The 25,233-nt window shown below is 66.9% G+C and carries 20 protein-coding genes and 1 pseudogene; 5 read left to right on the forward strand and 16 right to left on the reverse strand.

The annotated features are described in order from the left end of the window. Window positions 1-16 precede the first annotated feature (16 nt). Together LMQ14_RS18975 and wrbA are read left to right on the forward strand one after the other, a co-directional pair. Window positions 17-1,459, forward strand: a complete 1,443-nt coding sequence (locus LMQ14_RS18975) for a phytoene desaturase family protein (RefSeq protein WP_267731068.1) — start codon at window positions 17-19, stop codon at window positions 1,457-1,459. A gap of 10 nt (window positions 1,460-1,469) precedes the next feature. Beyond that, window positions 1,470-2,068, forward strand: a pseudogene (wrbA, locus tag LMQ14_RS18980) (NAD(P)H:quinone oxidoreductase). Window positions 2,069-2,112: 44 nt separating this feature from the next. On the opposite strand, the gene ilvC reads toward wrbA, so the two are convergent. From ilvC to LMQ14_RS18995, 3 genes are read right to left on the reverse strand one after another with little or no spacing between them, the layout of a single operon-like run. Next, window positions 2,113-3,114 carry a ketol-acid reductoisomerase gene (gene ilvC / locus LMQ14_RS18985; RefSeq protein WP_267735592.1) on the reverse strand — a complete coding sequence of 334 codons (1,002 nt, stop codon included), beginning with the start codon at window positions 3,112-3,114 and terminating at the stop codon, window positions 2,113-2,115. A 33-nt stretch (window positions 3,115-3,147) separates the two neighbouring features. Continuing rightward, window positions 3,148-3,654 carry an acetolactate synthase small subunit gene (gene ilvN, locus LMQ14_RS18990; protein ID WP_090601096.1) on the reverse strand — a complete coding sequence of 169 codons (507 nt, stop codon included), beginning with the start codon at window positions 3,652-3,654 and terminating at the stop codon, window positions 3,148-3,150. Then, window positions 3,654-5,522, reverse strand: coding sequence for an acetolactate synthase large subunit (locus LMQ14_RS18995; RefSeq protein ID WP_267731069.1), 1,869 nt, complete (start codon window positions 5,520-5,522; stop codon window positions 3,654-3,656). The genes ilvN and LMQ14_RS18995 overlap by 1 nt, the downstream gene beginning before the upstream one ends. Window positions 5,523-5,903: 381 nt before the next feature. Between LMQ14_RS18995 and LMQ14_RS19000 the strand changes: the two genes are divergently transcribed. Next, entirely contained in the window at window positions 5,904-6,242 is a 339-nt protein-coding gene (locus LMQ14_RS19000) for a PH domain-containing protein (protein WP_267731070.1), read from the forward strand. 17 nt (window positions 6,243-6,259) lie between these two features. On the opposite strand, the gene LMQ14_RS19005 is transcribed toward LMQ14_RS19000, so the two are convergent. After that, window positions 6,260-7,102 (reverse strand): DoxX family protein, encoded by an 843-nt coding sequence (locus LMQ14_RS19005; RefSeq protein WP_267731071.1) that lies wholly within the window; start codon window positions 7,100-7,102, stop codon window positions 6,260-6,262. Window positions 7,103-7,344: 242 nt separating this feature from the next. Here LMQ14_RS19005 and LMQ14_RS19010 point away from each other — a divergent pair, with 242 nt between their 5' ends. After that, a complete protein-coding gene (locus tag LMQ14_RS19010) occupies window positions 7,345-8,466 on the forward strand; it encodes a PQQ-dependent sugar dehydrogenase (RefSeq protein ID WP_267731072.1) in 1,122 nt (373 codons plus the stop codon). 15 nt (window positions 8,467-8,481) lie between these two features. On the opposite strand, the gene gatB is transcribed toward LMQ14_RS19010, so the two are convergent. The 7 genes from gatB to gatC form a co-directional block, all read right to left on the reverse strand. Continuing rightward, entirely contained in the window at window positions 8,482-9,999 is a 1,518-nt protein-coding gene (gene gatB / locus LMQ14_RS19015) for an Asp-tRNA(Asn)/Glu-tRNA(Gln) amidotransferase subunit GatB (RefSeq protein ID WP_267731073.1), read from the reverse strand. A 72-nt stretch (window positions 10,000-10,071) separates the two neighbouring features. Continuing rightward, entirely contained in the window at window positions 10,072-11,253 is a 1,182-nt protein-coding gene (locus tag LMQ14_RS19020; protein ID WP_267731074.1) for a MinD/ParA family ATP-binding protein, read from the reverse strand. Window positions 11,254-11,387: 134 nt separating this feature from the next. Next, window positions 11,388-13,031 carry a GMC family oxidoreductase gene (locus LMQ14_RS19025; RefSeq protein ID WP_267731075.1) on the reverse strand — a complete coding sequence of 548 codons (1,644 nt, stop codon included), beginning with the start codon at window positions 13,029-13,031 and terminating at the stop codon, window positions 11,388-11,390. A gap of 105 nt (window positions 13,032-13,136) precedes the next feature. Continuing rightward, a complete protein-coding gene (locus LMQ14_RS19030; protein ID WP_267731076.1) occupies window positions 13,137-14,117 on the reverse strand; it encodes a helix-turn-helix domain-containing protein in 981 nt (326 codons plus the stop codon). Window positions 14,118-14,170: 53 nt separating this feature from the next. Beyond that, window positions 14,171-15,202: an ATP-dependent 6-phosphofructokinase gene (locus LMQ14_RS19035; protein WP_267731077.1), complete on the reverse strand. Its 1,032-nt coding sequence runs from the start codon at window positions 15,200-15,202 to the stop codon at window positions 14,171-14,173. 54 nt (window positions 15,203-15,256) lie between these two features. Further along, on the reverse strand, window positions 15,257-16,744 hold the full coding sequence (gene gatA / locus LMQ14_RS19040; protein ID WP_267731078.1) for an Asp-tRNA(Asn)/Glu-tRNA(Gln) amidotransferase subunit GatA: 1,488 nt from the start codon (window positions 16,742-16,744) through the stop codon (window positions 15,257-15,259). Continuing rightward, window positions 16,741-17,040 (reverse strand): Asp-tRNA(Asn)/Glu-tRNA(Gln) amidotransferase subunit GatC, encoded by a 300-nt coding sequence (gene gatC / locus LMQ14_RS19045; protein WP_267731079.1) that lies wholly within the window; start codon window positions 17,038-17,040, stop codon window positions 16,741-16,743. Before gatC ends, gatA begins: the two co-directional genes overlap by 4 nt. A gap of 94 nt (window positions 17,041-17,134) precedes the next feature. Here gatC and LMQ14_RS19050 point away from each other — a divergent pair, with 94 nt between their 5' ends. Next, a complete protein-coding gene (locus LMQ14_RS19050) occupies window positions 17,135-17,791 on the forward strand; it encodes an amino acid-binding protein (protein WP_267731080.1) in 657 nt (218 codons plus the stop codon). Window positions 17,792-17,795: 4 nt separating this feature from the next. On the opposite strand, the gene LMQ14_RS19055 is transcribed toward LMQ14_RS19050, so the two are convergent. The 5 genes from LMQ14_RS19055 to LMQ14_RS19075 form a co-directional block, all read right to left on the reverse strand. Continuing rightward, on the reverse strand, window positions 17,796-20,711 hold the full coding sequence (locus LMQ14_RS19055; protein ID WP_267731081.1) for an RND family transporter: 2,916 nt from the start codon (window positions 20,709-20,711) through the stop codon (window positions 17,796-17,798). After that, window positions 20,708-21,139, reverse strand: a complete 432-nt coding sequence (locus LMQ14_RS19060) for an MmpS family transport accessory protein (RefSeq protein ID WP_324291067.1) — start codon at window positions 21,137-21,139, stop codon at window positions 20,708-20,710. Before LMQ14_RS19060 ends, LMQ14_RS19055 begins: the two co-directional genes overlap by 4 nt. A 183-nt stretch (window positions 21,140-21,322) precedes the next feature. Continuing rightward, window positions 21,323-21,931, reverse strand: a complete 609-nt coding sequence (locus LMQ14_RS19065) for a TetR/AcrR family transcriptional regulator (RefSeq protein ID WP_267731082.1) — start codon at window positions 21,929-21,931, stop codon at window positions 21,323-21,325. 36 nt (window positions 21,932-21,967) lie between these two features. After that, entirely contained in the window at window positions 21,968-24,052 is a 2,085-nt protein-coding gene (ligA, locus tag LMQ14_RS19070; RefSeq protein ID WP_267731083.1) for an NAD-dependent DNA ligase LigA, read from the reverse strand. Between the two features lie 34 nt (window positions 24,053-24,086). Next, window positions 24,087-25,100 (reverse strand): methionine synthase, encoded by a 1,014-nt coding sequence (locus LMQ14_RS19075; RefSeq protein ID WP_267731084.1) that lies wholly within the window; start codon window positions 25,098-25,100, stop codon window positions 24,087-24,089. Window positions 25,101-25,233 lie beyond the last annotated feature (133 nt).

A 25,233-nucleotide genomic window follows, 5' to 3' on the forward strand; every position in this document is an offset into this window, starting at 1 on the left:
CGGCTGTAATTGACCGATGGACGTCACCATCGTCGGCAGCGGACCCAACGGGCTCAGCGCGGCCGTGATCTGCGCCCGCGCGGGACTCAAAGTGCAGGTCGTCGAGGCGCAGCCGACGTTGGGCGGCGGTGCTCGCACCGCGGCCGACCCAGAATTTCCCGGAGTCCAACACGACATCTGCTCGGCGGTGCACCCGCTGGCGCTGGCGTCGCCGTTCTTCGCGGAGTTCGACCTGCCCGCCCGCGGCGTCCGGCTGGCGGTCCCCGACATCGCCTACGCCAACCCACTGCCGGGCCGGCCCGCGGCGATCGCCTACCGCGACCTCGAACGCACCTGCGCCGAGCTGTCCGACGGCGCGTCCTGGCGACGGCTGTTGGGCCCGCTGGTGGCCGACTGGCATCCCGTCGTGGAATTACTGCTCGGTGACAAACGCTCGGTGCCCAGCTCGTTGCCGTCGGCGCTGCGCCTGGGGCTGCGGATGCTGACTCAAGGCACGCCGGCGTGGGGGTCGTTGGCCGGCGAGGACGGCCGCGCCTTGTTCACCGGCGTTGCCGCCCATGTGCTTTCGCGAATGCCGTCCTTGACGGCGGCCGGCGCCGGGTTGATGCTGGCGACGCTCGCCCATTCGGTCGGCTGGCCGATTCCGGTGGGCGGCAGCCAGGCGATCACCGACGCGCTGCTCGCCGACCTGCGCACGCATGGTGGCGAGGTGACCGCGGGCGTCGAAATCACCGAGCCGCCAACCGGTGTCGTCGCCTTCGACACGGCACCGACCGCGTTGCTACGGATATACGGCGACGCATTGCCGGATCGGTACGCTAGAGCGTTGCGCCGCTATCGATTTGGACCCGGTGTTGCCAAAGTCGATTTTGTGCTCGGCGACGAGATTCCGTGGTCGGATCCGCGCCTGAGCCACGCTCCCACCCTGCATCTGGGCGGCAGCCGGGAGCAGATGGCACGCGCCGAGAAGGAGATCGCGGCCGGACGTCATGCGCAGTGGCCCATGGTGCTGGCCGCCGCCTCGCACGTCGCCGATTCCGGGCGCATCGACGCGGCGGGGCGCCGTCCGTTCTGGACGTATGCCCACGTCCCGGCGGGCTCGACCCTCGATGCGACCGAGGCCGTCACCGCGACCATCGAGCGGTTCGCTCCCGGCTTTCGCGACGTCGTGGTCGCCGCCCGCGCAGTGCCCGCCGCCCACCTGACCGACCACAACGCCAACTACGTCGGCGGTGACATCGGGATGGGCGGAAACTCCGCGTGGCGCGCGATCGTCGGGCCCACACCGCGGCTAGACCCTTGGCGCACACCGATTCCCAAGGCGTATCTGTGTTCGGCGGCCACCCCGCCCGGTGGCGGCGTGCACGGGATGGCCGGCTACTTCGCCGCCCGCAGCCTGTTACGCCGCGAATTCGGCATCGACAAACTGCCCTTTTTGGGGCCCACTTCCCGGGCCTAAGCTGACGACCGTGACCAAACTCGCGATCATCTACTACTCGGCCACCGGCCACGGCACCACGATGGCCAACCGCGTCGCCGCAGCGGCCGAGGACGCCGGCGCCGAGGTCCGGGTGCGTCCCGTCGCCGAGACGCGCGATCCGGAATCCTTCGCGCAGAACCCGGCCTGGACGGCGAACTACAACGCCACCAAGGACCTGCCCGCGGCCACCGGTGACGACATCGTGTGGGCCGACGCCGTGATCTTCGGTTCGCCCACCCGGTTCGGCTCACCGGCGGCGCAGTTGCGCAATTTCCTGGACTCGCTCGGCGGACTGTGGGCCGACGGCAAGCTGGCCGACAAGGTGTACGCGGGCTTCACACCGCGAACACCGTGCACGGCGGCCAGGAGACCACGCTCGTCGCGCTCTACCTCACGCTGATGCACTTCGGCGGCATCCTGGTGCCGCCGGGATACACCGATCCGTGCAAGTTCGTCGACGGCAACCCCTACGGGGCCAGCCTGGTCACCACGCACGACAACATCGAGGACATCGGCGACGTCACCGGCACCGCGCTGGAGCACCTGGCGCGCCGGGTCGTGACGATCGCCGGGCGGCTTGCGCCGTAATCCCGTTTTTGCCGCGCTAACGTCGATCTCGACGAAGTGAGAACCTAGGCCGTCTCGGTGATCGGGCGGTCCACCCAGCTCATCAGGTCGCGCAGCTTCTTGCCGGTGACCTCGATGGGGTGCTCGGCGTTCTCCTTGCGCAACTGCTCGAGCTGCTTGTTGCCGCCCTCGACGTTGGCAACCAATTTCTTGGTGAAGTCGCCATTCTGGATGTCGCGCAGGATCTCTCGCATCCGGTCCTTGGTCCCGGCGTCGATGACCCGCGGGCCCGACAGGTAGCCGCCGAACTCCGCGGTGTCGGACACCGAGTAGTTCATCCGGGCGATGCCGCCCTCGTACATCAGGTCGACGATCAGCTTGAGCTCGTGCAGCACCTCGAAGTACGCCATCTCCGGCGGGTAGCCCGCCTCAACCATCACATCGAAACCGGTCTTCACCAATTCCTCTGTGCCACCGCACAACACGGCCTGCTCACCGAACAGGTCGGTCTCGGTCTCGTCTTTGAAGGTGGTCTTGATGACGCCGGCCCGGGTGCCTCCGATGGCCTTGGCGTAGGACAGCGCCAGCGCCTCGCCCTTGCCGGTCGGGTCCTGGTCGATGGCGATGAGCGCCGGCACGCCCTTGCCGTCGACGAACTGACGGCGGACCAGGTGTCCGGGCCCCTTCGGGGCGACCATCGCGACGGTGACGTTGCCCGGCGGCTTGATCAAGTCGAAGTGGATGTTGAGGCCGTGACCGAAAAACAGCGCGTCGCCGTCGTTCAGGTTGGGCTCGATGTCGTTGGCGAAGATCTCGGCCTGGGCGGTGTCGGGCGCCAGCAGCATGATCACGTCGGCCCACTTGGCGACCTCGGCCGGGGTGTCTACCGCCAGCCCCTGCTCCTCGACCTTGGGCCGCGACTTCGAGCCCTCCTTCAGGCCCACCTTCACCTGCACGCCGGAGTCGCGCAGGCTCAGCGAGTGTGCGTGCCCCTGACTGCCGTATCCGATGACGCCGACCTTGCGGCCCTGGATGATCGACAGGTCTGCGTCGTCGTCGTAGAACATTTCTAATGCCACTGTTGAATCTCTCCTTGTGTGTTACTTAGCGGTGCCGATACCGCGCGGTCCACGGGAGAGCGACACCACTCCCGATTGGACGATCTCGCGGATACCGAACGGTTCCAGCACTCGTAGCAGCGCCTCGAGCTTGCCGCGGGTCCCGGTGGCCTCGACGGTCAGCGAATCCAGTGATACGTCGACTACCTTGGCGCGGAACAGGTTTGCCGCCTCGATTACCTGGCTGCGGGTACCGGAATCGGCCCGCACCTTGATCAGCGCCAATTCGCGAGCCACCGAGTTGTCCTCGTCCTGCTCGACAATTTTAATGACATTGATCAGCTTGTTGAGCTGTTTGGTGACCTGTTCGAGCGGAGTCTCCTCGGCGGAAACGACGATTGTCATCCGCGACATGTCCTTCTGCTCGGTGGCACCCACAGCCAGCGACTCGATGTTGAAACCACGCCGCGAGAACAGCGCCGCGACGCGCGCGAGCACACCCGGCTTGTCTTCGACCAACACCGAAAGCGTGTGCGTCTTGGCGTACATCAGGCGTGTCCTTCGGTTTCGTCGTCGAACAGCGGCCGAATTCCACGGGCGTGCTGAATCTCGTCGTTGCTTGTCCCGGCGGCCACCATCGGCCACACCTGCGCGTCGGCGCCGACGATGAAGTCGATCACGACCGGGCGGTCGTTGATCGCGCGCGCCTGGTTGATCGCGTCGATGACGTCTTCTTCACGCTCGCAACGTATTCCGACACAACCCAACGCCTCGGCCAGCTTCACGAAGTCCGGGATGCGGTGCGAGTGGGTGGCCAGGTCGGTCTGCGAGTAGCGCTCCTGATAGAACAGGCTCTGCCACTGCCGCACCATGCCCAGGTTGCCGTTGTTGATCAGCGCGACCTTGATCGGCACGCCCTCGATCGCGCAGGTGGCCAGCTCCTGGTTGGTCATCTGGAAGCACCCGTCGCCGTCGATCGCCCAGACCTCGGCTTCGGGACGAGCGACCTTGGCGCCCATGGCAGCCGGGATGGCGAAGCCCATGGTGCCCAGCCCGCCGGAGTTGAGCCACGTGCGCGGCTTCTCGTAGGAGATGAACTGGGCCGCCCACATTTGGTGCTGACCCACCCCGGCGACATACATGGCGTCGGGCCCGGCGATCTTGCCCAGCTGCTCGATCACGTACTCCGGGCTCAGGCTGCCGTCGCTCTGCGGACCGTAGCTCAGCGGATACGTCGACTGCACCCCGTCCAGATATGCCCACCATGCGGTCATGTCGATCTTGCCCGGGGTTTCGTACTGGCGCAGCATCGCGATGAGGTCGCTGATGACGGCTTTGACGTCGCCGACGATCGGCACGTCGGCGACCCTGTTCTTGCCGATCTCGGCCGGGTCGATGTCGGCGTGGATGACCTTCGCTTCGGGCGCAAAGGAATCGAGCTTTCCGGTCACCCGGTCGTCGAATCGGGTGCCCAGCGCGATCAGCAGATCGCTGCGCTGCAGCGCCGCCACCGCGGCGACCGTGCCGTGCATGCCCGGCATGCCCAGGTTCTGCCGGTGGCTGTCCGGGAAGGCGCCCCGCGCCATCAGCGTGGTGACCACCGGGATCCCGGTGAGCTCAGCCAAATCCCGTAGCTGCTCGGTCGCGTCGCCACGGATCACGCCGCCGCCGACATAGAGCACCGGCTTACGCGCACGCGCGATCAGCTTCGCGGCCTCACGGATCTGCCGGCTGTGCGGCTTGATGTTCGGCTTGTAACCGGGCAGATCCATCCGCGGCGGCCAACTGAACGTGCACGGGGCCTGCAACACGTCCTTGGGGATGTCGACGAGCACCGCTCCGGGACGCCCCGAGGAGGCGATGTGGAAAGCCTCGGCCAGCACCCGGGGAATGTCGTCGCCGTTGCGGACCAGGAAGTTGTGCTTGGTGATCGGCATTGTGATGCCCGAGATGTCGGCTTCCTGGAAGGCATCGGTCCCGATCAGCGACCGCCCCACCTGCCCGGTGACGGCGACGACGGGGATCGAATCCATCTGCGCATCCGCCAGCGGGGTCACCAGATTGGTGGCGCCGGGGCCCGAGGTGGCCATCATGACGCCGACCTTGCCGGTCGCATGCGCGTAGCCACTTGCCGCGTGACCGGCACCCTGCTCGTGCCGAACCAGCACGTGCCGCAGCTTTTTCGAGTCGAATAGTGGGTCGTAGACCGGCAGGACGGCGCCGCCCGGGATCCCGAAGATGACCTCGACGTCGAGTTCCTCCAACGACCGGATTACCGACTGGGCACCGGTAAGTTGGTGCGGTGCAACATGTTTCGCTTGCTTGGCCGGAACCTTTGCGGCGTCTTCCGCGGCGCCCGGCGTCCAGTCGTCGCCGTTTTGCGACTCGGGTGTCTGTGACCTGGTAGGTGCGCTCACTCTGGTGATTGTCCTCTTAGTCCTGATTTGGCTGTGGAAGTTTCGTTGATACGCAAGAAAAAACCCCCGTCAGCTCTCGCTGATCGAGGGTTGCGCGTTGGTGCCGGATCGCTTCACATGCTGAAGGAACTAGTCACGCACCAACGCGCGGACTAATTACTACGAGCATCCCGGGCTGTCCGGTGGTATCCATAGCGTCCGACGGTAGCCTTCGCACTGCTCAACCGTCAAATCCGGTGCGGCGGGCACCAATCGTGGGCATGCTGGTAGCCACCGGCGGCGGCGCGAAATAAGCGACGCAGGCCGGGGTGAAATGATGCTCGGGTGGCTTCTGGTTCTACCGCCCCGACACCCGCGCCCATAGTGATCAAAATCTCACCGATGGCCCATCTCGCCGTCGGATTTCTGGCCCTCGGATTGCTGATCCCGGTGCTGGCCTGGCCGCTATCGACCCCGCTGCTGCTGATCCCGGTGCTGTTGTCCGCATTGATCATCCGGCTCCGCACTGTTGCCGACGACCACGGCGTGACGGTGCGAAACCTGCTGGGCAGCCAGACGGTCGGCTGGGACGACATCGAGGGGCTGCGCTTCCACCGGGGTTCGTGGGCACGCGCCAAGCTCAAGAGTGGAGCGGAACTGCGCTTGCCGGCGGTCACTTTCGCGACGCTCCCGCAGCTGACGACGGCCAGTTCCGGGCGAGTACCCAATCCCTATCGGTGACCGCCTTAACGGGCGATTCAGGCGATCGGATTGACTCCGTTGAGCAGCACCCACACCGCGATTCCGGCGGCGATGCCGGCGAGCAGGGCCACAAACGACCCGATGAAAGGCCGGTGTGCCCATCCCCGGTTGGCGTCCAGGCCATAGCGGCCGGGCCCGGCCAGGATGATCGCGACGGCGAGCAGGATCAGGGTGATCTGGTACTCGTGCCCCTGGGGCAAGAAGTACGAGAAGGTGTGCGGCCGCGCCGAGATGCTGACCAGCAGCTCGTTGATCAGGAACGCCAGCGCGCCCGCCGCGGCCACCGGGGTGAACAACCCCAGCACCAGCAGCACGCCCGCGGCGATCTCCCCGCCCGCACTCACGTAAGACAGGATGTCGGCGTGCTGGTAGCCGGCGTCGGACAGTGAGTTCTTGAAGGCGCCCAATCCTTGACCGCCCCACCAGCCGAACAGTTTCTGCAGCCCGTGCGCGCCGAGCACCACCCCGAGGCCGACCCGCAACACCAGCAAACCGAGATTCTGGGTGCCGCGCCGACCGATCGCGCGTTGCCGTTCGTAGTCCTCACTCGGATCGATCTCGGCGGGTTCGGCTGCCAAATGCCGCGGTGCCTGCTGCGGCTGGACGTAGGGCAGCGGCTCCTGCTGGTCGAGGACGTTGTAGGCCGGCCCAGCGGGGCTGGCGACCTGATTCGGGTCTTGGTACGGGATGACGGTGGTGGTTCCGAAGTCGCCCGGATACCCGACCGGGGTCAGGTCATCTTCGGGGTCGACCAAGCGCGCTGCGGCGGGGCGTCCCGGGGCCGGCTCCGGAACCTCGCCGGGCCGCTGCCAGGGTGCGTCATTCGATTGACCGGTCACGGGTGCCAGGGTAAGGGCATTTAGGCCTGAATTGGGGATTTGAGCGGCGCTTTCGCCGGGTTATTGACGCTCAGATAGGGAAACCGGCCCAGATTGGCCGGAAACGAGCCCGGCGGCGCCGAAGAAAGGGTCCGTGGGTGCCGAAAACGGGCTCCGCCGCGGGCCAGCCGCGATCGGCGTCCGGCCGTCCCCGCGGGCACGCCTGTGGCGCCGGTGCCCGCCCTATCCGTAGCCTGTCGATCATGCGTTTGGGGTGGCCGGTTCGCTGCGGGCTCGCTGCGCTGTGCGCGGCCGTGCTGGTCGCGACGGGCTGCGCGCGGTTCAACGATGCCGCGTCCGCGCCCTTCACCACCGCCCCCGAACTCAAGCCCCAGCCCAGCTCGACGCCGCCCCCGCCGCCGCCGCTGCCGCCCACGCCGTTCCCCAAAGCGTGCCCCGCCCCCGGGGTGATGCAGGGCTGCCTGGAGAGCACCAGCGGCCTGATCATGGGGCCCGACAGCAAGACTGCATTGGTGGCCGAGCGCACCACCGGCGCGGTCAAGGAGATCTCAGTCAGCGCCGAGCCGAAGGTGAAACTGGTCATCCCGGTCGACGGGTCCGGGGATGGCGGCCTGATGGATATCGTGCTGTCGCCGACCTACTCGCAGGACCGGCTGATGTACGCCTACATCAGCACGCCCACCGACAACCGGGTCATCCGCATCGCCGACGGCGACATCCCCAAGGACATCCTGACCGGGATTCCCAAGGGCGCCACCGGGAACACCGGAGCCTTGCTGTTCACCAGTCCGACCACGCTGCTGGTGCTGACCGGCGACGCGGGTAACCCGGCGGTGGCCGCGGACCCGAAATCGTTGGCCGGCAAGGTGCTGCGCATCGAGCAGCCGACCACGGTCGGTCAGGCGCCGCCGACGACCGCGCTGTCCGGCGTCGGCTCGGGCGGCGGATTGTGCGTCGATCCGGTCGACGGCACGCTGTATGTCGCCGACCGCACCCCGACCGCGGACCGGTTGCAGCGCATCACCAAAGCGTCGGAGGTCTCCACGGTGTGGACGTGGCCGGACAAGCCGGGTGTGGCCGGCTGCGCGGCGATGGACGGGACCGTGATGGTCAACCTGGTCAACACCAAAATGACGGTGGCGGTGCGGCTTGCGCAGAACACGGGTGCGGTCACCGGCGAACCCGACGTGGTCCGCAAGGACACCCACGCCCACGCGTGGGCCCTGCGGATGTCGCCGGACGGAAACGTCTGGGGCGCCACCATCAACAAGACCGCCGGTGACGCCGAAAAGCTTGACGACGTGGTGTTCCCGCTGTTCCCGCAGGGCGGCGGCTTCCCGCGCAACAACGACGACAAGGCCTAGATTTTTCCGCGAGCGTTAGGCCTGCCCGCAGGCGGCCAGCACCAGCTCGCGCACCCGGGCCGCGTCGGCCTGACCCCGAGTGGCCTTCATGACCGCGCCCACGATCGCACCGGCCGCGGCCACCTTGCCGCCGCGAATCTTTTCCGCCACATCGGGATTGGCGGCCAAGGCCTCGTCGACCGCGGCCTGGGTGACCGAATCGTCGCGCACCAGCGCCAGACCACGGGTGGTCATCACCTGTTCGGGTTCGCCCTCTCCGGCGAGCACACCTTCGACGACCTGGCGGGCCAGCTTGTTGGACAGCTTGCCTTCGTCGACCAGTACGATCACCGCGGCGACCTGGGCGGGCGTGATGGCCAGCTCGTCCAATTCGATGTTCGCCTCGTTGGCCTTCTGCACCAGGAAGTTTCCCCACCAGGAGCGCGCCTGGGTGCTGGAGGCGCCGTGCTTGATGGTGGCGGTGACCAATTCGACCGCGCCGGCGTTGACGAGATCGCGCATCACCTCGTCGGAAACACCCCACTCTTCCTGAATCCGCTTGCGGCTCAACCAGGGAAGCTCGGGGATCGTCTGGCGCAACCGCTCGACCAGTTCGCGGCTGGGCGCGACGGGCTCTAAGTCGGGCTCGGGGAAATACCGATAATCCTGCGCCGTTTCCTTGGCGCGGCCTGATCTGGTGGAGCCGTCGGCCTCCTGAAAGTGCCGGGTTTCCTGCGTGATTGAGCCGCCGGCCACCAGAACGGCGGCCTGGCGCTGCATTTCGTAGCGCACCGCGACCTCAACGCTTTTCAGCGAGTTGACATTCTTGGTCTCGGTCCGGGTGCCGAACTCGGTCGCACCGGTCGGCTTCAGCGAGACATTGGAATCACAACGCATCGACCCCTGGTCCATCCGGACGTCGGATACTTCCAAGGCGCGCAACAAGCCTCGCAATGCCGTCACGTATGCCCGGGCGATCTGCGGCGCGCGGGCCCCGGCTCCCTCGATGGGCTTGGTGACGATTTCGATCAACGGCACGCCGGCGCGGTTGTAGTCGATCAGCGACGTCGTCGCGCCGTGGATGCGTCCCGTCTCGCCGCCCAGGTGGGTGAGCTTGCCGGTGTCCTCTTCCATGTGGGCGCGTTCGATCTCGACCCGCCAGGTGGTCCCGTCTTCCAGTGGTGCCTCCAGGTAGCCGTTGATGGCGATCGGCTCGTCGTACTGCGAGATCTGGTAGTTCTTCGGCATATCCGGGTAGAAGTAGTTCTTCCGGGCGAAGCGGCACCACGGCACGATCTCGCAATTCAGTGCCAGCCCAATGCGGATCGCCGACTCGACCGCGGCCTGGTTGAGCACGGGCAGCGAGCCGGGCAGCCCCAGGCACACCGGGCACACCTGGGTGTTCGGTTCGGCGCCGAACGTGGTGGAGCAGCCGCAGAACATCTTGGTCGCGGTGGACAGCTCGACGTGTACTTCCAGCCCGAGCACGGGATCGAAACGTGCGATGACGTCGTCGTAATCCAGCAGCTCAGCCGGTCCGGAAGTAACAGTCATGGAAAAGATCCTAGTGGTGGTGCAGCGGACCGCAGGTCCGGGCACAACAGCTCAAGCTCGGGGCAGGCGTGGCTACCGCCAGGACCGCGGCGCGGCATCGCGCCCCACCGGCCGGCCGGCGGCCATGTCGCCCAGCGCGGCCGCCATCTCCAGGTAGCCGCGCCGGCTTTCCTTGCTCAACTGGTCCAGCCCCAGCTCGGTGCCCCCGTGCACGTGCCGATCGAACGGCAGTATCACCGTGGCGGCCACGCGCGCGGCCAGCGAGTCGAATTCCTTGGTGACCACGCCGTCCAGCCTCGCCGGCTCGGTGTAGTTCATGGCGAGCACCGTTGATCTCATCAAGCGGCGATATCCGTTGTTGGACAACCACTCCAGCGTTGTCCTGGTCTTGCGTACCGCATCGATCGAGGTGCCGCTGACCACCACCAGAGCGCGCGCCTCGGGCAGCACGGCGTCCATCACGCTGGAGTTGATCGCCTTGACGCAGTCCACCAGCACCACCGAATAGTGTTTGCGCAGAATCGAAAACGCCTTGGCGATGTCCTGGCGCTCCAGCCGCCAGTCGGTGCGGCCGTAGTCGGGCAGCCCCAGCACTTCCAGGCCGAAACTGTTCATGTGGGTGTGCGCGCGCACCTCTGCGTAGTGGGTCACCGAATCGCGGGCCAGCAAGTCGGCCAGGCTCAGCGGGTTGCGGCGGCCATGACGGTCCGCCAGGTCGCCGGCGTCGATGTCGACGGCGATGACGCGGTCGCCGCGCGCCTCGGCCAGCGTCGAGCCGAGCGCTTCGACCACGGCGGTCTTGCCGACGCCGCCTTTGAAGTTCAACACCGCGATCGGAAACGCGCCGCCGATCACGGCATTGGCGCGTTGCCGCAGTTCCTGTTCATACGCGACTTTTTTGTCCGGCCCGAGGTCGATTCCGGTCACCCGATGAATCACCTCTCGCCAGCTGAACCTGCTCCGCTCCGGCTCCCGGTGGTCCAGGCCGTCGAGGGCGGTCCCGCCCAGCGTCAGGTCGCGGCGATACGGCGCGGCGGCCCGACGTGCCCGTGCCAGCCGGGACGGGGTCAGCACACCTGCTGACCTGGTCGGCGGGTCGGACGGGCGATAGCGCGGTTCGGGCACCGTGGCCGCAGTCGGGTCGGCATCGGCGCGCCAGCTCGGCACCGAAGGCCCCGGTCTCGCGGAGCCGGACGGGTACGCCGGAGCCGCGGACGAGGCATTGATTCCGCGAACCCCCTCGCGGTTGCTCATAGCGGCTGGTGTAGCCATTTCGACCTGCCGGTTAAACCAGGGCGATCTGCCCGTTCACGGATGCTGACCGATCGAGCGGCAAATTCCGGGCGATCGTTCAGGTTCCCGCTACCCGTTGTTCGCCGTCGGCGCGCCTAGAGCCGGTGCGCTTGCTTCAGGACCTGTGCGGCCCGTTCCCCGATGACCACGCACGGCGCCATCGTGTTGGTCGCGGTGATCTGCGGCATGATCGAGCCGTCGGCCACCCTGAGATTCTCGATCCCGTAGACCTTGAGGTTGCCGTCGACCACGGACGTCGCGTCGCGGCCCATTTTGGCCGTACCAACCTGGTGAAAGAACGTGGTCGCCGCGTCCCGAACGAACTCCTCCAGGGCTGCTCCCCGCAGATTTCCGGGCATGACCTCGCGTTTCACGTACGGCCGCAGCGGCGCACTGTTGCCGATTTCGCGACACCATTGCACACAGGCGATCGCTTTTTTCACGTCATCGGGATCGGCCAACATGTTGGACTCGATGCGGACCGGGTCCGTCGGGTCGGGGCCGCCGAGCCGTATCCGGCCCCGGCTCTTCGGATGAGTGAGCGCGGCGTGGAACGTCCAGCCCGCCGCGGGAAGGCCGAACCGGGCCGCCGTCTCGTCGGTGGCATAGGGCACTTCGACCTGCCAGGCGAAGACGTCGGGGTGGGTCAGCCCGGACACCGTCTCCCCGAGCACGACGACCTCGGCCGCATTGTTTCGCGGTAGCGCTGCCTCGCGGTATTCCCACATGCAGTCGAAGGCCACGTGATCCTGAAGGTTGCGACCCACGCCGGGCAAGTGTTGACGCACCGCAATCCCGACGCGGCTCAGTTCGTCTTGGTCGCCGATACCGGAGAGCATCAGCACCTTGGGGGTGTGGTTCGCGCCCAGCGACAAGACGACTTCCGCATCGGCATCGATGCGGCGGCTGGCTCCTTGATGACGAATTTCCACGCCGACGGCTTTGCCGCCGTCGACAACGACCCGCTGCACGAGCGCATGCGTCAAGACGGTGAGGTTGGGCCGGTCCATGACCAGGAAGGTGTAGGAGCGAAACACGGACTCCCGCTGCCCATTTCGTATCCGAAGATCTCCGAGCGCCGCGCCCGCAGTGCCCTCCATCATCCGCCCGTTCGCGGACGGGTACACCGCTGTTCCAGTAGCCTTTGCGGCGTCCAACGTCGCCAGGGCAAGCGGATGGGGATCCGGTGCGGGCTGGACGAAAACCGGCCCCCCGAGTCCGCGGTACGCCGGATCCGGTGTGCCCTGCCAATCTTCGATGTCGCGGTAGATGTCGAGGACGGACTCGTAGCTCCACGCCGGATCGCCCGCTTCGGTGGCGAAATGGTTCCAGTCGTCGCGGTGGCCTCGGATCCAGGCCATCACGTTGATACTCGAGCTGCCGCCCAGGACCTTGCCCATCGAGTGCAGAATCGCGCGGTTGTTGATGCTGGGGTTCGGCTCGCCGAGAAAACCCCAGTCGCGTTCGGAACCGAAGTTGGCGGTCCATTGACCCGGGGCGACGACATCGGGGACATTGTCGTCGCCGCCGGCCTCGACAAGCAGAACGTCGGTATCCGGGTTCTCGGCCAACCTTCGCGCGACGACCGAACCGGATGAACCCGAACCACACACGATGAAGTCGTACCGCGGCTTCAGCGCCGCGGTCAGCCTGGCCTGATTGACGGCAACACGCTCGGCGAATGTGTTGTCTACGTTGAACCCGAGGTTGACATCGAATTCAATTGCCGCGTCCTGCATCTCGCCTCCGTTACGTGGGCGGTTCCCTATTGCTACCCACTATTGGTCGGATCGAGGTGCACGTCTTGCCCGCACGCGCCAGGATCTTGCAGACTTGCGCAGCGCTTAGCTCAACGCCCAGACGCGATACTCCCGCGGCGATCGACCATGCACTGCCTTGAACAGCCGAGAAAAGTTCGCCGCATTGGCCAGACCCCACCTCGCACCGATCACACTCACGGGTACGGCGGCCAATTCGGCGTTCGCCAGGTCTTTGCGACAGTGCTCGATCCTGCGGCTCCTGATCCACTCGGTGACGGTGTGACCATCGTTTTCGAACATCCGCTGCAGGTGGCGAATCGAAATGTGATGCGCCGTCGCGATTGTCGGCACATCCAGATCCGGATCGCCGAGGTTTCGCTCAATGTAGGCCAGTATTCCCAGCATCATGTCGTACTGGTCTTGACTGCGGCCTTCCGGACGTTCGCACGCCAACTGCTCGCAAAATGAGGCCTCCAGCATGTCAAAGACCGCATCGGCCAACCGGATGTTGGGCGCCTCGGGCTTTTTGGTGACCTGCTTGGCGAGTTCGACGAGAAACGGAGTCAGCAGCGCGCCCATTCCCTGCCGGCCGTTGAAGCTGCGGGCCGTGAGCCGAGAGAGTTGTGCCGCCGGGATACGCAGTAATTCGCGAGGAAGAAGCACGCTGAACATCTGGAATTTCCCGTCGACCGCGAATTCGAACGGTCGCGTGGTGTCATACATGACGTAATCGCCGGGCAACAGGTTTGCTTCGCGGCCATCCTGACGGACCACGCAGCGGCCCTCGGCATGGACGCCGACCTTCAAATACTCGGCACTGTGCGGCTCGAAGTGCACAGGCGCGGCGCGCCGCAGCTGGCGCGGTGTTCGGCGCAGCACCACCCCACCGTTGAACTGCAGCCGGTTGATCCGCACCGCGCCGAGGCTCGAGGTGTCCAGCTTTGCCCGAAAGGCGTCGGCATCGTCCGTCGACACCGCGACCGGGACGAACGTATCCCCCACAAGCTGGTGAAACGCCTTGAAGCGCTGTTGCCCGCCGCGCCGCTCAGATTTGCTATCGGTCATGACCGTGGACAACGTCTCAATCGCGGAATTTGTTCACCGCTGCCCCAACCGCGTCAGCCGAAGAACGCGGCGGCCTCGTCATGGCGGGCGTCGGGCACCAGCTTGAGGTGGCGGGTCGCGTCGGCCAGCGAGACCCGGCCGATGTCCTGCCCCTGCAGCGACACCATCTGGCCGTATTCGCCGGCGTGCGCGGCGTCGGCGGCATTGACCCCGAACCGGGTGGCCAGCACCCGGTCGTAGGCCGTCGGGATACCGCCCCGCTGGACGTGGCCCAGCACGGTCACGCGAACTTCCTTGTTGATCCGCTTCTCCACCGCGATGGCCAACTGCTGGGCGATGCCGGTGAATTTCTCGTGGCCGAATTCGTCAATCCCGCCCTCCCGCAAGGGGATCGAACCGGGGATCGGCTTGGCTCCCTCGGCCACCACGCAGATGAAGTGCGAATCCCCACGCTGGAAGCGGCGTTTGACGAGCCGGCAGACATCCTCGATATCGAAGGGCTGCTCGGGAATCAGCGTCATGTGCGCCCCGGACGCCAGCCCGGCGTTCAGCGCGATCCAGCCGGCGTGGCGGCCCATCACCTCCACCAGCATCACCCGCTGGTGGGACTCGGCCGTGCTGTGGAGGCGGTCGATGGCGTCGGTGGCCACCGTCAGCGCGGTGTCGTGACCGAAAGTCACGTCGGTGCAGTCGATGTCGTTGTCGATCGTCTTCGGCACGCCGACCACGGGAACGTTCTCCTCCGACAGCCAGTTCGCGGCCGTCAGCGTGCCTTCACCGCCGATCGGGATGAGCACGTCGATGCCGTTGTCGTCCAGGGTCTGCTTGATCTGGTCCAGCCCGGCCCGCAGCTTGTCGGGGTGCACGCGGGCGGTGCCCAGCACCGTTCCGCCCTTGGCCAGCAGCCGGTCGTTGCGATCGTCGTTCTGCAGCTGGATGCGCCGGTTCTCCAGCAACCCGCGCCACCCGTCTTGGAAACCGACCACCGACGAGCCGTACCGGGCGTCGCAGGTGCGCACCACCGCCCGGATGACCGCGTTAAGCCCCGGACAGTCGCCGCCGCCGGTGAGAATTCCGATCCGCATCTGTTCATCTTGCCCGCACCCGCGCTCCACGGCGCGATGTGGGGCACCGCGCGGCTAAACGGTCGGCGCCGCCGGCAGCGGTCCGCGCGCGGCCTCGTAAGCGGCGCCGACGCGATAGAGGCGGTCGTCGGCCAGCGCGGGCGCCATGATCTGCAGGCCCACCGGCAGTTGATCATCCGGCGACAATCCCGACGGCACCGACATTCCGCAGTGCCCGGCCAGGTTCAGCGGCAGCGTGCACAGGTCGAACAGGTACATGGCCAGCGGATCGTCGACCTTCTCCCCCAGCCGGAAGGCGGTGGTCGGGGTGGCCGGCGACACCAGCACGTCGACGGACTTGTACGCCTCGTCGAGATCGCGGGCGATCAGGGTGCGCACTTTCTGCGCCTGGTTGTAGTAGGCGTCGTAGTAGCCCGCCGAGAGTGCGTAGGCGCCAATCATGATGCGGCGCTTGACTTCTGGACCGAATCCCGCGGCCCGCGTCAGTGCCATGACCTCCTCGGCGCTGTGGCTGCCGTCGTCACCGACCCGCAGCCCGTACCGCATCGCGTCGAAGCGCGCCAGGTTGCTGGACACCTCCGACGGCAGGATCAAGTAGTAGGCCGCCAGCGCGTAATCGAAGTGCGGGCAATCGACTTCGCTCACCTCGGCGCCCAGCGCGGTCAGCCGCTGCACCGCGTCCTCGAACGACGCCAGCACACCGGGCTGGTAGCCCTCGCCGCGCAACTGTCGAACCACACCGATCCGCACGCCACTCAGATCGCCTGCCGCGCCGGCCTTGGCGGCACCGACCACGTCGGGCACCGCGGCATCGATGGAGGTGGAGTCCATCCGGTCGTGGCCGGCGATCACCTGATGCAGCAGCGCGGTGTCCAGCACGGTGCGCGCGCAGGGGCCGCCCTGATCCAGCGACGACGCGCAGGCCACCAGGCCGTAGCGGGACACCGTGCCGTAGGTGGGTTTGACCCCGACGGTCGCGGTCAGTGCGGCGGGCTGACGAATCGAGCCCCCGGTGTCGGTGCCGATCGCCAGCGGCGCCTGGAAGGCGGCCAGTGCCGCCGCGCTGCCACCGCCGGAGCCGCCGGGCACCCGCTCGAGGTCCCACGGGTTACGGGTGGGGCCGTAGGCCGAGTTCTCCGTCGACGAGCCCATCGCGAACTCGTCCATGTTGGTCTTGCCCAGGATCGGGATGCCGGCCGCGCGCAACCGGGCGGTGACGGTGGCGTCGTACGGCGAACGCCAGCCCTCCAGGATCTTGGATCCGCAGGTGGTGGGCATGTCGACGGTGGTGAACACGTCCTTGAGCGCCAACGGAACGCCGGCCAGCGCCGACGGCAGCCGCTCGCCGGCCGCCACCGCCTCGTCGACCGCGGCCGCCGCCGACAGTGCCTCGTCGGCCGCGACGTGCAGAAACGCGCTGTACCGGTCGTCGGTCGCCGCGATCTGGTCCAGGCAGGCCTGGGTGATCTCGACCGACGACAGCTCCTTGGCGGCGACCTTGGCGGCCAGCGTGGCGGCGTCGGATCGGATGATCTCGTTCACTCGCTGTCCCCCAGGATCTGCGGGACGGCGAACCGGCCGTCCACGGCTTCGGGCGCCGCGGCCAGCGCCTCCTGCTGCGTCAGGCACGGCCTGATCTCATCCGGGCGGGTGACGTTGACGGCCTTGAGCGGGTTGTCGGTCGCCTCGACGCCGGTGACATCGACCGCCTGGATCTGACTGACGTGGGTCAGGATGGCGTCGAGTTGGCCGGCGTAGCTGTCCAGCTCGGTATCGGTCAACGCCAGCCGGGCCAGCTTGGCCAGGTGCGCGACCTCGTCGCGGGAGATCTGGGACACGAGCGAAAAGCCTAACCGGGATGCGCACGCAACCACGGCCCGCACCCCACCCTGCGGAAATGCCGTGCGCGCGGCACTGTGCAAAAGTGGGCGCGTGCCGTCGTATCTGTTGCGCATCGAGCTCGTCGACCGCCCAGGAAGCCTGGGCGCGCTGGCGGTGGCGCTCGGTTCGGTGGGCGCCGACATCCTGTCACTCGACGTCGTGGAGCGCAGCGCCGGTTATGCGACCGACGACCTGGTCATCGAACTGCCCGCAGGCGCGATGCCGGACACGCTGATCACCGCGGCCGAGTCGCTGAACGGCGTGCGGGTGGACAGCGTGCGCCCGCACACCGGCCTGCTGGAAGCGCACCGCGAGCTGGAACTGCTCGACCATGTCGCCGCGGCCAAGGACAAGGCGGCACGGCTGCAGGTGCTGGTCGACGAGGCGCCCCGGGTGTTGCGGGTGAGCTGGTGCACGGTGATGCACAGTGCCGACGGGGAGCTGCAGCGCCTCGCCGCCAGCCCGGGTGCGCCGGAAACTCGCGCGGTGTCGGCGCCGTGGCTGCCGATCCAGGAGGCCGTGGCGCTGGACGGCACGGCCGAGTGGGTGCCGCAGGCCTGGCGCGACATGGACATCACGATGGTCGCCGCCCCGCTGGGCGACTCGCACACCGCGGTGGTGCTGGGCCGTCCGGGCCCCGAATTCCGGCCGTCGGAGGTGGCCCGGCTGGGTTATCTGGCCGGGATCGTGGCGACCATGCTGCGCTGAGCGATCAGTGCGACCCCGACTTCGATCCGGCCAGCACGGTGTCGTCGTCGTCCCAGAGCAGCAGTTGACGAACCGCCGGGCGCGGACCGTAGGGCCGCAGCATCGTGCTGGCCGGCCGCGGCCGCACCACCTGGGGCCACCAGAACCAGCGCCCGAGCAGCCTTGCGATCGAGGGCGTCATGAAGGAACGCACGATCAGCGTGTCGAACAGCAAGCCGAGGCCGATCGTCGTCCCGATCTGGCCGAGCACCAGGAAACCGCTGAAAACAAAGGCACACATGGTGACGGCGAAGACGATGCCCGCCGAGGTGACCACCGAGCCGGAGCCGGCCATCGCCCGGATGATGCCGGTATTGAGGCCGGCATGAATCTCTTCCTTGAACCTGGAGATCAACAGCAGGTTGTAGTCGGAACCGACCGCCAGCAGCAGGATCACCGCCAGCGCCAGCACGACCCAATACAACTGAATGCCGAACAGGTACTGCCACACCAGAACTGACAGCCCGAACGAGGCGCCCAGCGACAGGGCCACCGTGCCCACGATGACGACCGCGGCGATCAGGCTGCGCGTGATGATCATCATGATCAGCAGGATCAGGCTCAGCGCGGCGAAGGCCACGATCAGCAGGTCGTACTTGGCGCCGTCCTGGATGTCCTTGTACGTCGCGGCTGTCCCACCGAGATAGATCCCCGCATTCGCCATCGGGGTGCCCTTCAAGGCCTCATGCGCGGCCTTCGCGATCGGGTCGATGTGCGAAATGCCTTCGGTCGTCGCGGGATCGCCGTCATGCGTGACGATCATGCGAGCGGCCTTGCCGTCGGGCGAGAGGAACAGTTTCAGCCCGCGCTTGAAGTCGGGGTTGTTGAACACCTCGGGCGGCAGATAGAAGGTGTCGTCATTCTTGGCCGCATCAAAGGCCTGCCCCAACGCCGTCGAGTTTTCCAGCGCGAGCGCGTTCTGAGCGTAGATGCCCGACAGGGTGGCGTAATTCGCCAGTGTCAGATCGCGATTGGTCTGCTGGCTGTCGATCTGCGGCGGGATCAGCGCCACCAGTTTGGGCTGCAGCGCGTCGAGCTTGTCGAGGGAAGCCGTGAGGTTTTCGAATTTCTCGGTGAGTTGGTCAATGCCGTCGAGCGCGTCGAACAACGATCTGAAAGCGGCACAGGCAGGAATATCGAAACAGTGCTTCTCCCAATAGAAATAGCTGCGAACCGGCCGGAAGAAGTCGTCGAAATTCGCGATCTTGTCGCGCAGGTCCTGGATCGTGGCGAGCGTGTCGTGAAAGCTTTGCGTCTCGTCGTGGGTGGTGCCGGCCAACTGTTGCTGCAATACGTACTGCTGTTTGAGGATATTGATCGTTTTCGACAGTTCGTTGGCCTGCTTGAGGGCGTCGTCGGCCCGATCTCGTTGGTAGGTCAGGTTTTGCTGCTGCGCCGCGCTCTGATTGCTGACCACGAACGCGAGCGAGCTGTGGACGAGCGGGGTACCCAACGGCCGGGTGATGGTCTGCACCTGCGCGACCCCGGGGACGTGAAACACGGCCTTGGCCACCTTGTCCAGGATGAGCATGCTCTCCGGGTTACGCATGTCGTGATCCGTTTCGACCATCAGCAACTCGGGCTCCAGCCGGGCGCGCGAGAAGTGTTTCTCGGCGGCGGTGTAACCGATATTGGCCGGCGCGCTTTCGGGCATGTAGGGACGAGTGTCGTAACTGGTCTTGTATCCGGGCAAGGCGATCAGGCCTACCAGGGCCAGCGCGCAGGCGGCCGCGAGAACGGCGCCGGGCCAACGGACGATCGCGGTGCCGATCCGCCGCCAGCCGCGGGTTCTCATCGCCCGTTTGGGGTCGAAGATGCCCGCCTTGGACCCCAGGAAGAGGATCGCGGGCCCCAGGGTGAGCGCCGCGAACAGTGCGACGAGGACGCCCAAAGCGGCTGGGATACCTAGACTTTGGAAGTAGGGCAGCCGGGTAAAGCTCAGACAGGCCACCGCGCCGGCCACGGTGAGCCCGGAGCCCAACACGACGTGGGTGGTGCCGTGATACATGGTGTAGAAGGCGTTTTCGCGTTCCTCACCGGCCTCGCGCGCTTCTTGGTAGCGGCCCACGAAAAATATCGCGTAGTCGGTTCCGGCGGCGATCACCAATAGCGTCAAGATATTCGTCGCATAGGTCGACAACCCGATGATTCCCTCGTTTCCGAGGAAGGCGACAAGACCTCGGGCGGCGGACATTTCGATCAGGACCGTGCCGAGAACCAGCAGCGTGGTCAGCACCGAGCGGTAGACGAAGAACAACATCAACGCGATCATCCCGATGGTGATCGCGGTGACCTTCGCGGTCCCCTTGCTGCCGACGTCGAACTGGTCGGAGATCAGCGGCGCCGCGCCGGTCACATAGGTCTTGACGCCCGGCGGCGGCTTCATGCGCTCGATGATGTCGCGGATGGCGCCGACACCCTCGTTGGCCAGTGCCGAGCCCTGATTACCGGCGAGGTTCACCTGAACGTAAGCGGCCTTGCCGTCGCTGCTTTGCGATCCCGCTGCGGTGAGAGTGTCACCCCAGTAGTCCTGGACATGCTCGACGTGCTTTTTGTCCTGCTCGAGCTTGTGGATCATCTCGTCGTAAAACCGGTGGGCGTCCGCACCGAGCGGCTTGTCGCCTTCCAGCACGATCATGGCCGAGCTGTCGGTGTCGAACTCGTGGAACGCTTGGCCGATGCGCTTGATCGCCTTGAGCGATGGGGCATCGGGCGAGTTCAGCGCCACATTGTGGGTCTTGCCCACCTCTTCCAGTTGCGGCACCGCGATGTTCGTCAGGGCGGCCACCGCCACCCAGAAAAGCAGGATCGCCCACGCGAGCCGGCGGATGGTGCGCGCCACGAAGGGCCGCGTCTGCTGTTCGTTGGTTTGGTTGCTCATCCCGACTTATCCAGGCAGAAGGTGTAGGCGTCGACTTTGTTGACGGTGCGTTGATCCTTGACTTCACCGTTGACGGTGATGCGGCAACCGAGGGTGTCCCCGTTGCCTTGCGCCACGACGTTGGCGACGACCGCGGGCTCCGTCGTGGTGATGGTGAACGACCACGGCAGCGGTGCGTTCTTGACTTGCTGCGGCTGGGCGTTGACGTCGAGATAGTTGATCGTCGCCGTCGCGCCCGGCGCGCCGAAGACTTCGAGCACCACCGACTTGGGGTTGAACGGCACGATCTCGTTGGCCAGACCGCTGTTGGCCCGCGTGTTGTCGTGCGAGCCGAAGATTCCGTGCAGGCGATAAATGCCGAAGCCGGCGACGGCGACCACGAGTATCGCGACCAACACGATCCAGCCCTGCCTAAGCAAGGTGGACATTGAAACCGCCTTCACCCGTCGGCCTTTCGATGGTCGGGCGTTCTCGATCACTCTAGGACTACGACCGTTGCCTCGCGCGAACGCGATCGACCGGTATCACAGTACGGTACTGGACCGTACTGTACAAGAGACGCGCCCGTACACATTTCTCGACGGACGACCGACTCGAAGGTGGCTGCGGCGTTACCGGGTGTTTCTGGTCAGACCCGGGATCAGAAACCCGTCGACGAGCGCTTCTACGGTGCGGCGGGTGGGCGGCCGGTCGGGGATGATCGACCGGAAGATCAGGTAGCCGGGCAACAGGTCCCAGAGCTCATCGGTGATGACGTCTTGGGTGATCTCGCCGCGATCGACGGCCTGCTGCAGCACGTGCTGGATCAAGGCTTTGCGTTGCTTGAGGAACTGCTCCTGCAGCGCGTCGTTGAGCGCGGGGTGCCGCGACACCTCGACCATCACCGCGCGGATGGTGCTGGCGTGCTGGCGTCCGTGTTCGCCGCAGACTTCGCCGAGATTGATCAAATCGCCGCGCAGGGTGCCGGTATTCGGCGCGACCGCGACCTCGCGGACGCCCTCGATGAAGGCGGCCAGCACCAGTTCGGCTTTCGAGGGCCAGCGCCGGTACACCGTGGCCTTGCTGGCGTGCGCGGCGCCGGCGACGGCGTCGATCGTCAACTGGTCATAGCCGTGTTCCTGCAGGAGCTGCAACGTGACCGCCAGCAGTTCGGCCTCGCGCGGAGACCATGGCGATGGCTCCGTGCAATGCTCGGCCGTCTGGGTCATAGCGCCCACCATAGATCCGCAACCACAGTACGGACTAGTACTGCCCTGTTAATCGGCTGTGTTGTCCGACTGCGGGCCGTCGGCCAGCAGCTTGCGAAATCCGTCCTCGTCGAGGATCGGCACACCCAATTCGACCGCTTTGTCGTATTTCGAACCCGGCGAATCGCCGGCGACGACGTACGCGGTGTTCTTCGACACCGAACCCGCGGCCTTGCCGCCGCGGGACACGATGGCCTCCTTGGCTTCGTCGCGGGAAAACCCGTTCAGTGAGCCGGTGACCACGATGCTGCGCCCCGCCAGCGTGCGCGGCGTGCTGGCGTCGCGCTCGTCGGCCATCCGCACGCCGGCCGCTTTCCATTTGTCGACGATCGCGCGGTGCCAGTCGACGGTGAACCATTCGGTGACCGCGGCGGCGATGGTCGGTCCGACGCCCTCGACCGCGGCCAGTTCCTCCGTCGACGCCGACGTGATCGCGTCGAGGCTGCCGAACTCGGTCGCCAGGGCGCGCGCGGCCGTCGGCCCGACATGGCGGATCGACAGCGCGACCAGCACTCGCCACAGCGGCTGCGCCTTGGCCTTGTCGAGGTTGGCCAGCAGGCGCTTGCCGTTGGCCGACAGCGTGCCGGCCTTGGTGGTGAACAGCTCGGTGCGCAGCAGGTCGTCCTCGACGAGGGTGAACAGGTCGCCCTCGTCGGAGATCACTTCGGCGGTCAGCAGCGCGGTGGCGGCCTCGTAACCCAGACCTTCGATGTCGAAGGCGCCGCGACCCGCCACGTGAAATACCCTCTCCCGCAACTGCGCCGGGCAGGCTCGGGAGTTGGGGCAGCGGATGTCGGCGTCGCCCTCCTTGGCCGGGGCAAGCAGGGTGGCGCACTCGGGACACCGGGTGGGCATGACGAATTCGTGTTCGGTGCCGTCGCGCAGATCGGCGACCGGACCGAGCACCTCGGGGATCACGTCGCCGGCCTTGCGGATTACCACGGTGTCGCCGATCAGCACTCCCTTGCGCTTGACCTCGGCGGCGTTGTGCAGGGTGGCCATCCCGACCGTGGAGCCGGCGACCTTGACCGGCGTCAAGACCGCGAACGGGGTCACGCGTCCGGTCCGGCCGACATTGACCCGGATGTCGAGCAGCGTGGTCTGGACCTCTTGCGGCGGGTACTTGTACGCGATCGCCCACCGCGGCGCTCGCGAGGTCGACCCCAGCCGGCGCTGCAGTGCGACGTCGTCGATTTTGACGACCACACCGTCGATTTCGTGATCGACGTCGTGGCGGTGCTCGCCCCAGTAGGCGATCCGCTCCAGCGCACCGGCGGCGTTGTCCACCCGGGTGGTGTGGACGGAGACGGGCAGACCCCAGGCACCCAGCGCGAGATAGGCGTCGTGCAGGGAGGCCGGCCGGAATCCTTCGGTGTGCCCGACGCCGTGGCAGATCATCCGGAGCTTGCGGCGGGCGGTCACCGCGGGATCCTTCTGCCGCAGCGATCCCGCGGCGCTGTTGCGCGGGTTGGCGAACGGCACCTTGCCGTCTTCGACCAGCGCGGCGTTGAGCGCTTCGAAGTCGGCGATCCGGAAGAACACCTCCCCGCGCACCTCGAGAACATCGGGGATCGGATAGTCGTCGCTGGCCGTCAGCCGTTCCGGGACGTCCTCGATGGTGCGCGCATTGTTCGTGACGTCCTCGCCGGTGCGGCCGTCACCCCGGGTGGCCGCCCGGACCAGCCGGCCATCGCGGTAGACCAGAGCCAGCGCGACGCCGTCGATCTTGAGTTCACACAGGAAGGGCACGTCGTTGCCGACCTCGGCGTGGATGCGTGCGGCCCACACGTCGAATTCCTCGGTGCTGAACACGTTGTCCAGCGACAGCATCCGTTCCAGGTGCTCGGCCGAGGTGAAATCGGTGGCAAATCCCGCGCCGCCGACCAGCTGAGTCGGCGAATCGGGGGTACGCAGCTCGGGATGCTGCTCCTCGAGCGCGCCCAATCGCCGCAGCAGGTCGTCGAAATCCGCGTCGGAGATGACCGGCGCATCGCGCACGTAGTAGCGGAACTGGTGTTCGCGTACCTCGTCGGCCAGGTCACGCCATTGCCGCCGAGCCTCGGGTGCGACGGGGTCAGCTTCTGGCGAACTCACCTTGGCAGGCTATCGAAGCCCTCCGACACCGTTCCTAGATGGCGTCGGGTTCCTCGGCGAACGCCTCGGCGGCCTTGCGGGCCAGTTCGATCGCGGTGCGGGCCCACTGCGGCGTCGCCGCGGCCAGACCACAGGCCGGGGTGACGCCGATGCGCTCGCGCAGCGCCAAGCGGCCGAATCCGAGCCGATCGGTCACCGCGACGAGGGCGGCGGCCACCTCCTCGGCGGACGGCCGCTTAGCCGGGGCCGTGGCGGCCACTATCCCCAGCATCACGGTGCGACCCGATTCGACGAACGCCGCGATCCCGTCCAGGTCTGCGGCCCGCAGCGTTGCGGCGTCTACCGATATCGCGCTAATTGCGCTGCACACCAACAGATCCCACGGCAATTCGGCCGCGCAGCTGTGCAGCAAAACCTCGGCGCCCACCGTCTCGGCGCAGGTGTCGAGCAGCGCGCGGGCCACCGACTCGTCCAGCGCGGCAACCGGACTCAGCGCGGTGACCCCGCTAACCCGTCCAGCCAGCGCGGCGGGCAACGACGGCTCGTCGAATTGCACCACCACCGGTGTGTCGAGGCGGCGCGACAGCGCCGCACGATGGGCGGCAACGCCTTCGGCCAGCGATGCCGTCAGGTCACGCACCGCGCCGGGATCGGTGAGGGCCCGGTGGCCGTTGGGCAGCTCGAGCCCGGCGGCCAGTGTGATCGGGCCGGGCGCCTGAACCTTGACCACCCGTCCGCCGCCGCGCAGGCCGGCCGTCTCCCAGGCTTCCTCGAGGGCATCCATGTCCTCGTCCAGGAAGCTGATGGCCCGTCGGGTCACCGCCCCGGGCCGGGCGGTGATGCGGTAACCGCGCGGCACGGTGTCGATCGCCACGTCGACCAGTAGCGCGCCGGCCCGCCCCAGCAGGTCGGCACCCACTCCCCTGGCGGGCAGCTCGACCACGTGAGCCAGCGCGGCCGCCAACTCACCGACGACGACCTCCGCCGACGGCCGCGCCGCGGCGCCGGGCCACGAACCCACTCCGGTTGCCGTCGCGAAAACACTCACCGGGCAACCGTATTCGACGTCACATCGGACCCGGACGGCCAGGGGTGTGTTGTGGCCGGCCGGCGCGGCTACGCTCAAAGGTTTAGAGGGGTGCAAAACGGTGTGGCGCAAGGCAAGATTCGCGTGGCCGCTG

The organism is Mycobacterium sp. Aquia_213 (genome assembly GCF_026625985.1).
In the GTDB taxonomy this organism is placed as follows: Bacteria; Actinomycetota; Actinomycetes; order Mycobacteriales; family Mycobacteriaceae; genus Mycobacterium.

Bases quoted from the DNA above. Each gene is read 5' to 3' on its own strand.
- ilvC (WP_267735592.1), bottom strand. From the start codon at position 3,114: ATGTTCTACGACGACGACGCAGACCTGTCGATCATCCAGGGCCGCAAG.
- ilvN (WP_090601096.1), bottom strand. From the start codon at position 3,654: ATGTACGCCAAGACGCACACGCTTTCGGTGTTGGTCGAAGACAAGCCG.
- LMQ14_RS19035 (WP_267731077.1), bottom strand. From the start codon at position 15,202: ATGCGGATCGGAATTCTCACCGGCGGCGGCGACTGTCCGGGGCTTAAC.
- LMQ14_RS19030 (WP_267731076.1), bottom strand. From the start codon at position 14,117: ATGACCGATAGCAAATCTGAGCGGCGCGGCGGGCAACAGCGCTTCAAG.
- gatB (WP_267731073.1), bottom strand. From the start codon at position 9,999: ATGACTGTTACTTCCGGACCGGCTGAGCTGCTGGATTACGACGACGTC.
- LMQ14_RS19060 (WP_324291067.1), bottom strand. From the start codon at position 21,139: ATGTCCACCTTGCTTAGGCAGGGCTGGATCGTGTTGGTCGCGATACTC.
- LMQ14_RS19020 (WP_267731074.1), bottom strand. From the start codon at position 11,253: ATGAGCAACCGCGAGGGGGTTCGCGGAATCAATGCCTCGTCCGCGGCT.
- LMQ14_RS18975 (WP_267731068.1), top strand. From the start codon at position 17: ATGGACGTCACCATCGTCGGCAGCGGACCCAACGGGCTCAGCGCGGCC.
- LMQ14_RS19010 (WP_267731072.1), top strand. From the start codon at position 7,345: ATGCGTTTGGGGTGGCCGGTTCGCTGCGGGCTCGCTGCGCTGTGCGCG.
- LMQ14_RS19055 (WP_267731081.1), bottom strand. From the start codon at position 20,711: ATGAGCAACCAAACCAACGAACAGCAGACGCGGCCCTTCGTGGCGCGC.
- LMQ14_RS19065 (WP_267731082.1), bottom strand. From the start codon at position 21,931: ATGGTGGGCGCTATGACCCAGACGGCCGAGCATTGCACGGAGCCATCG.
- LMQ14_RS19000 (WP_267731070.1), top strand. From the start codon at position 5,904: ATGGCCCATCTCGCCGTCGGATTTCTGGCCCTCGGATTGCTGATCCCG.
- LMQ14_RS19025 (WP_267731075.1), bottom strand. From the start codon at position 13,031: ATGCAGGACGCGGCAATTGAATTCGATGTCAACCTCGGGTTCAACGTA.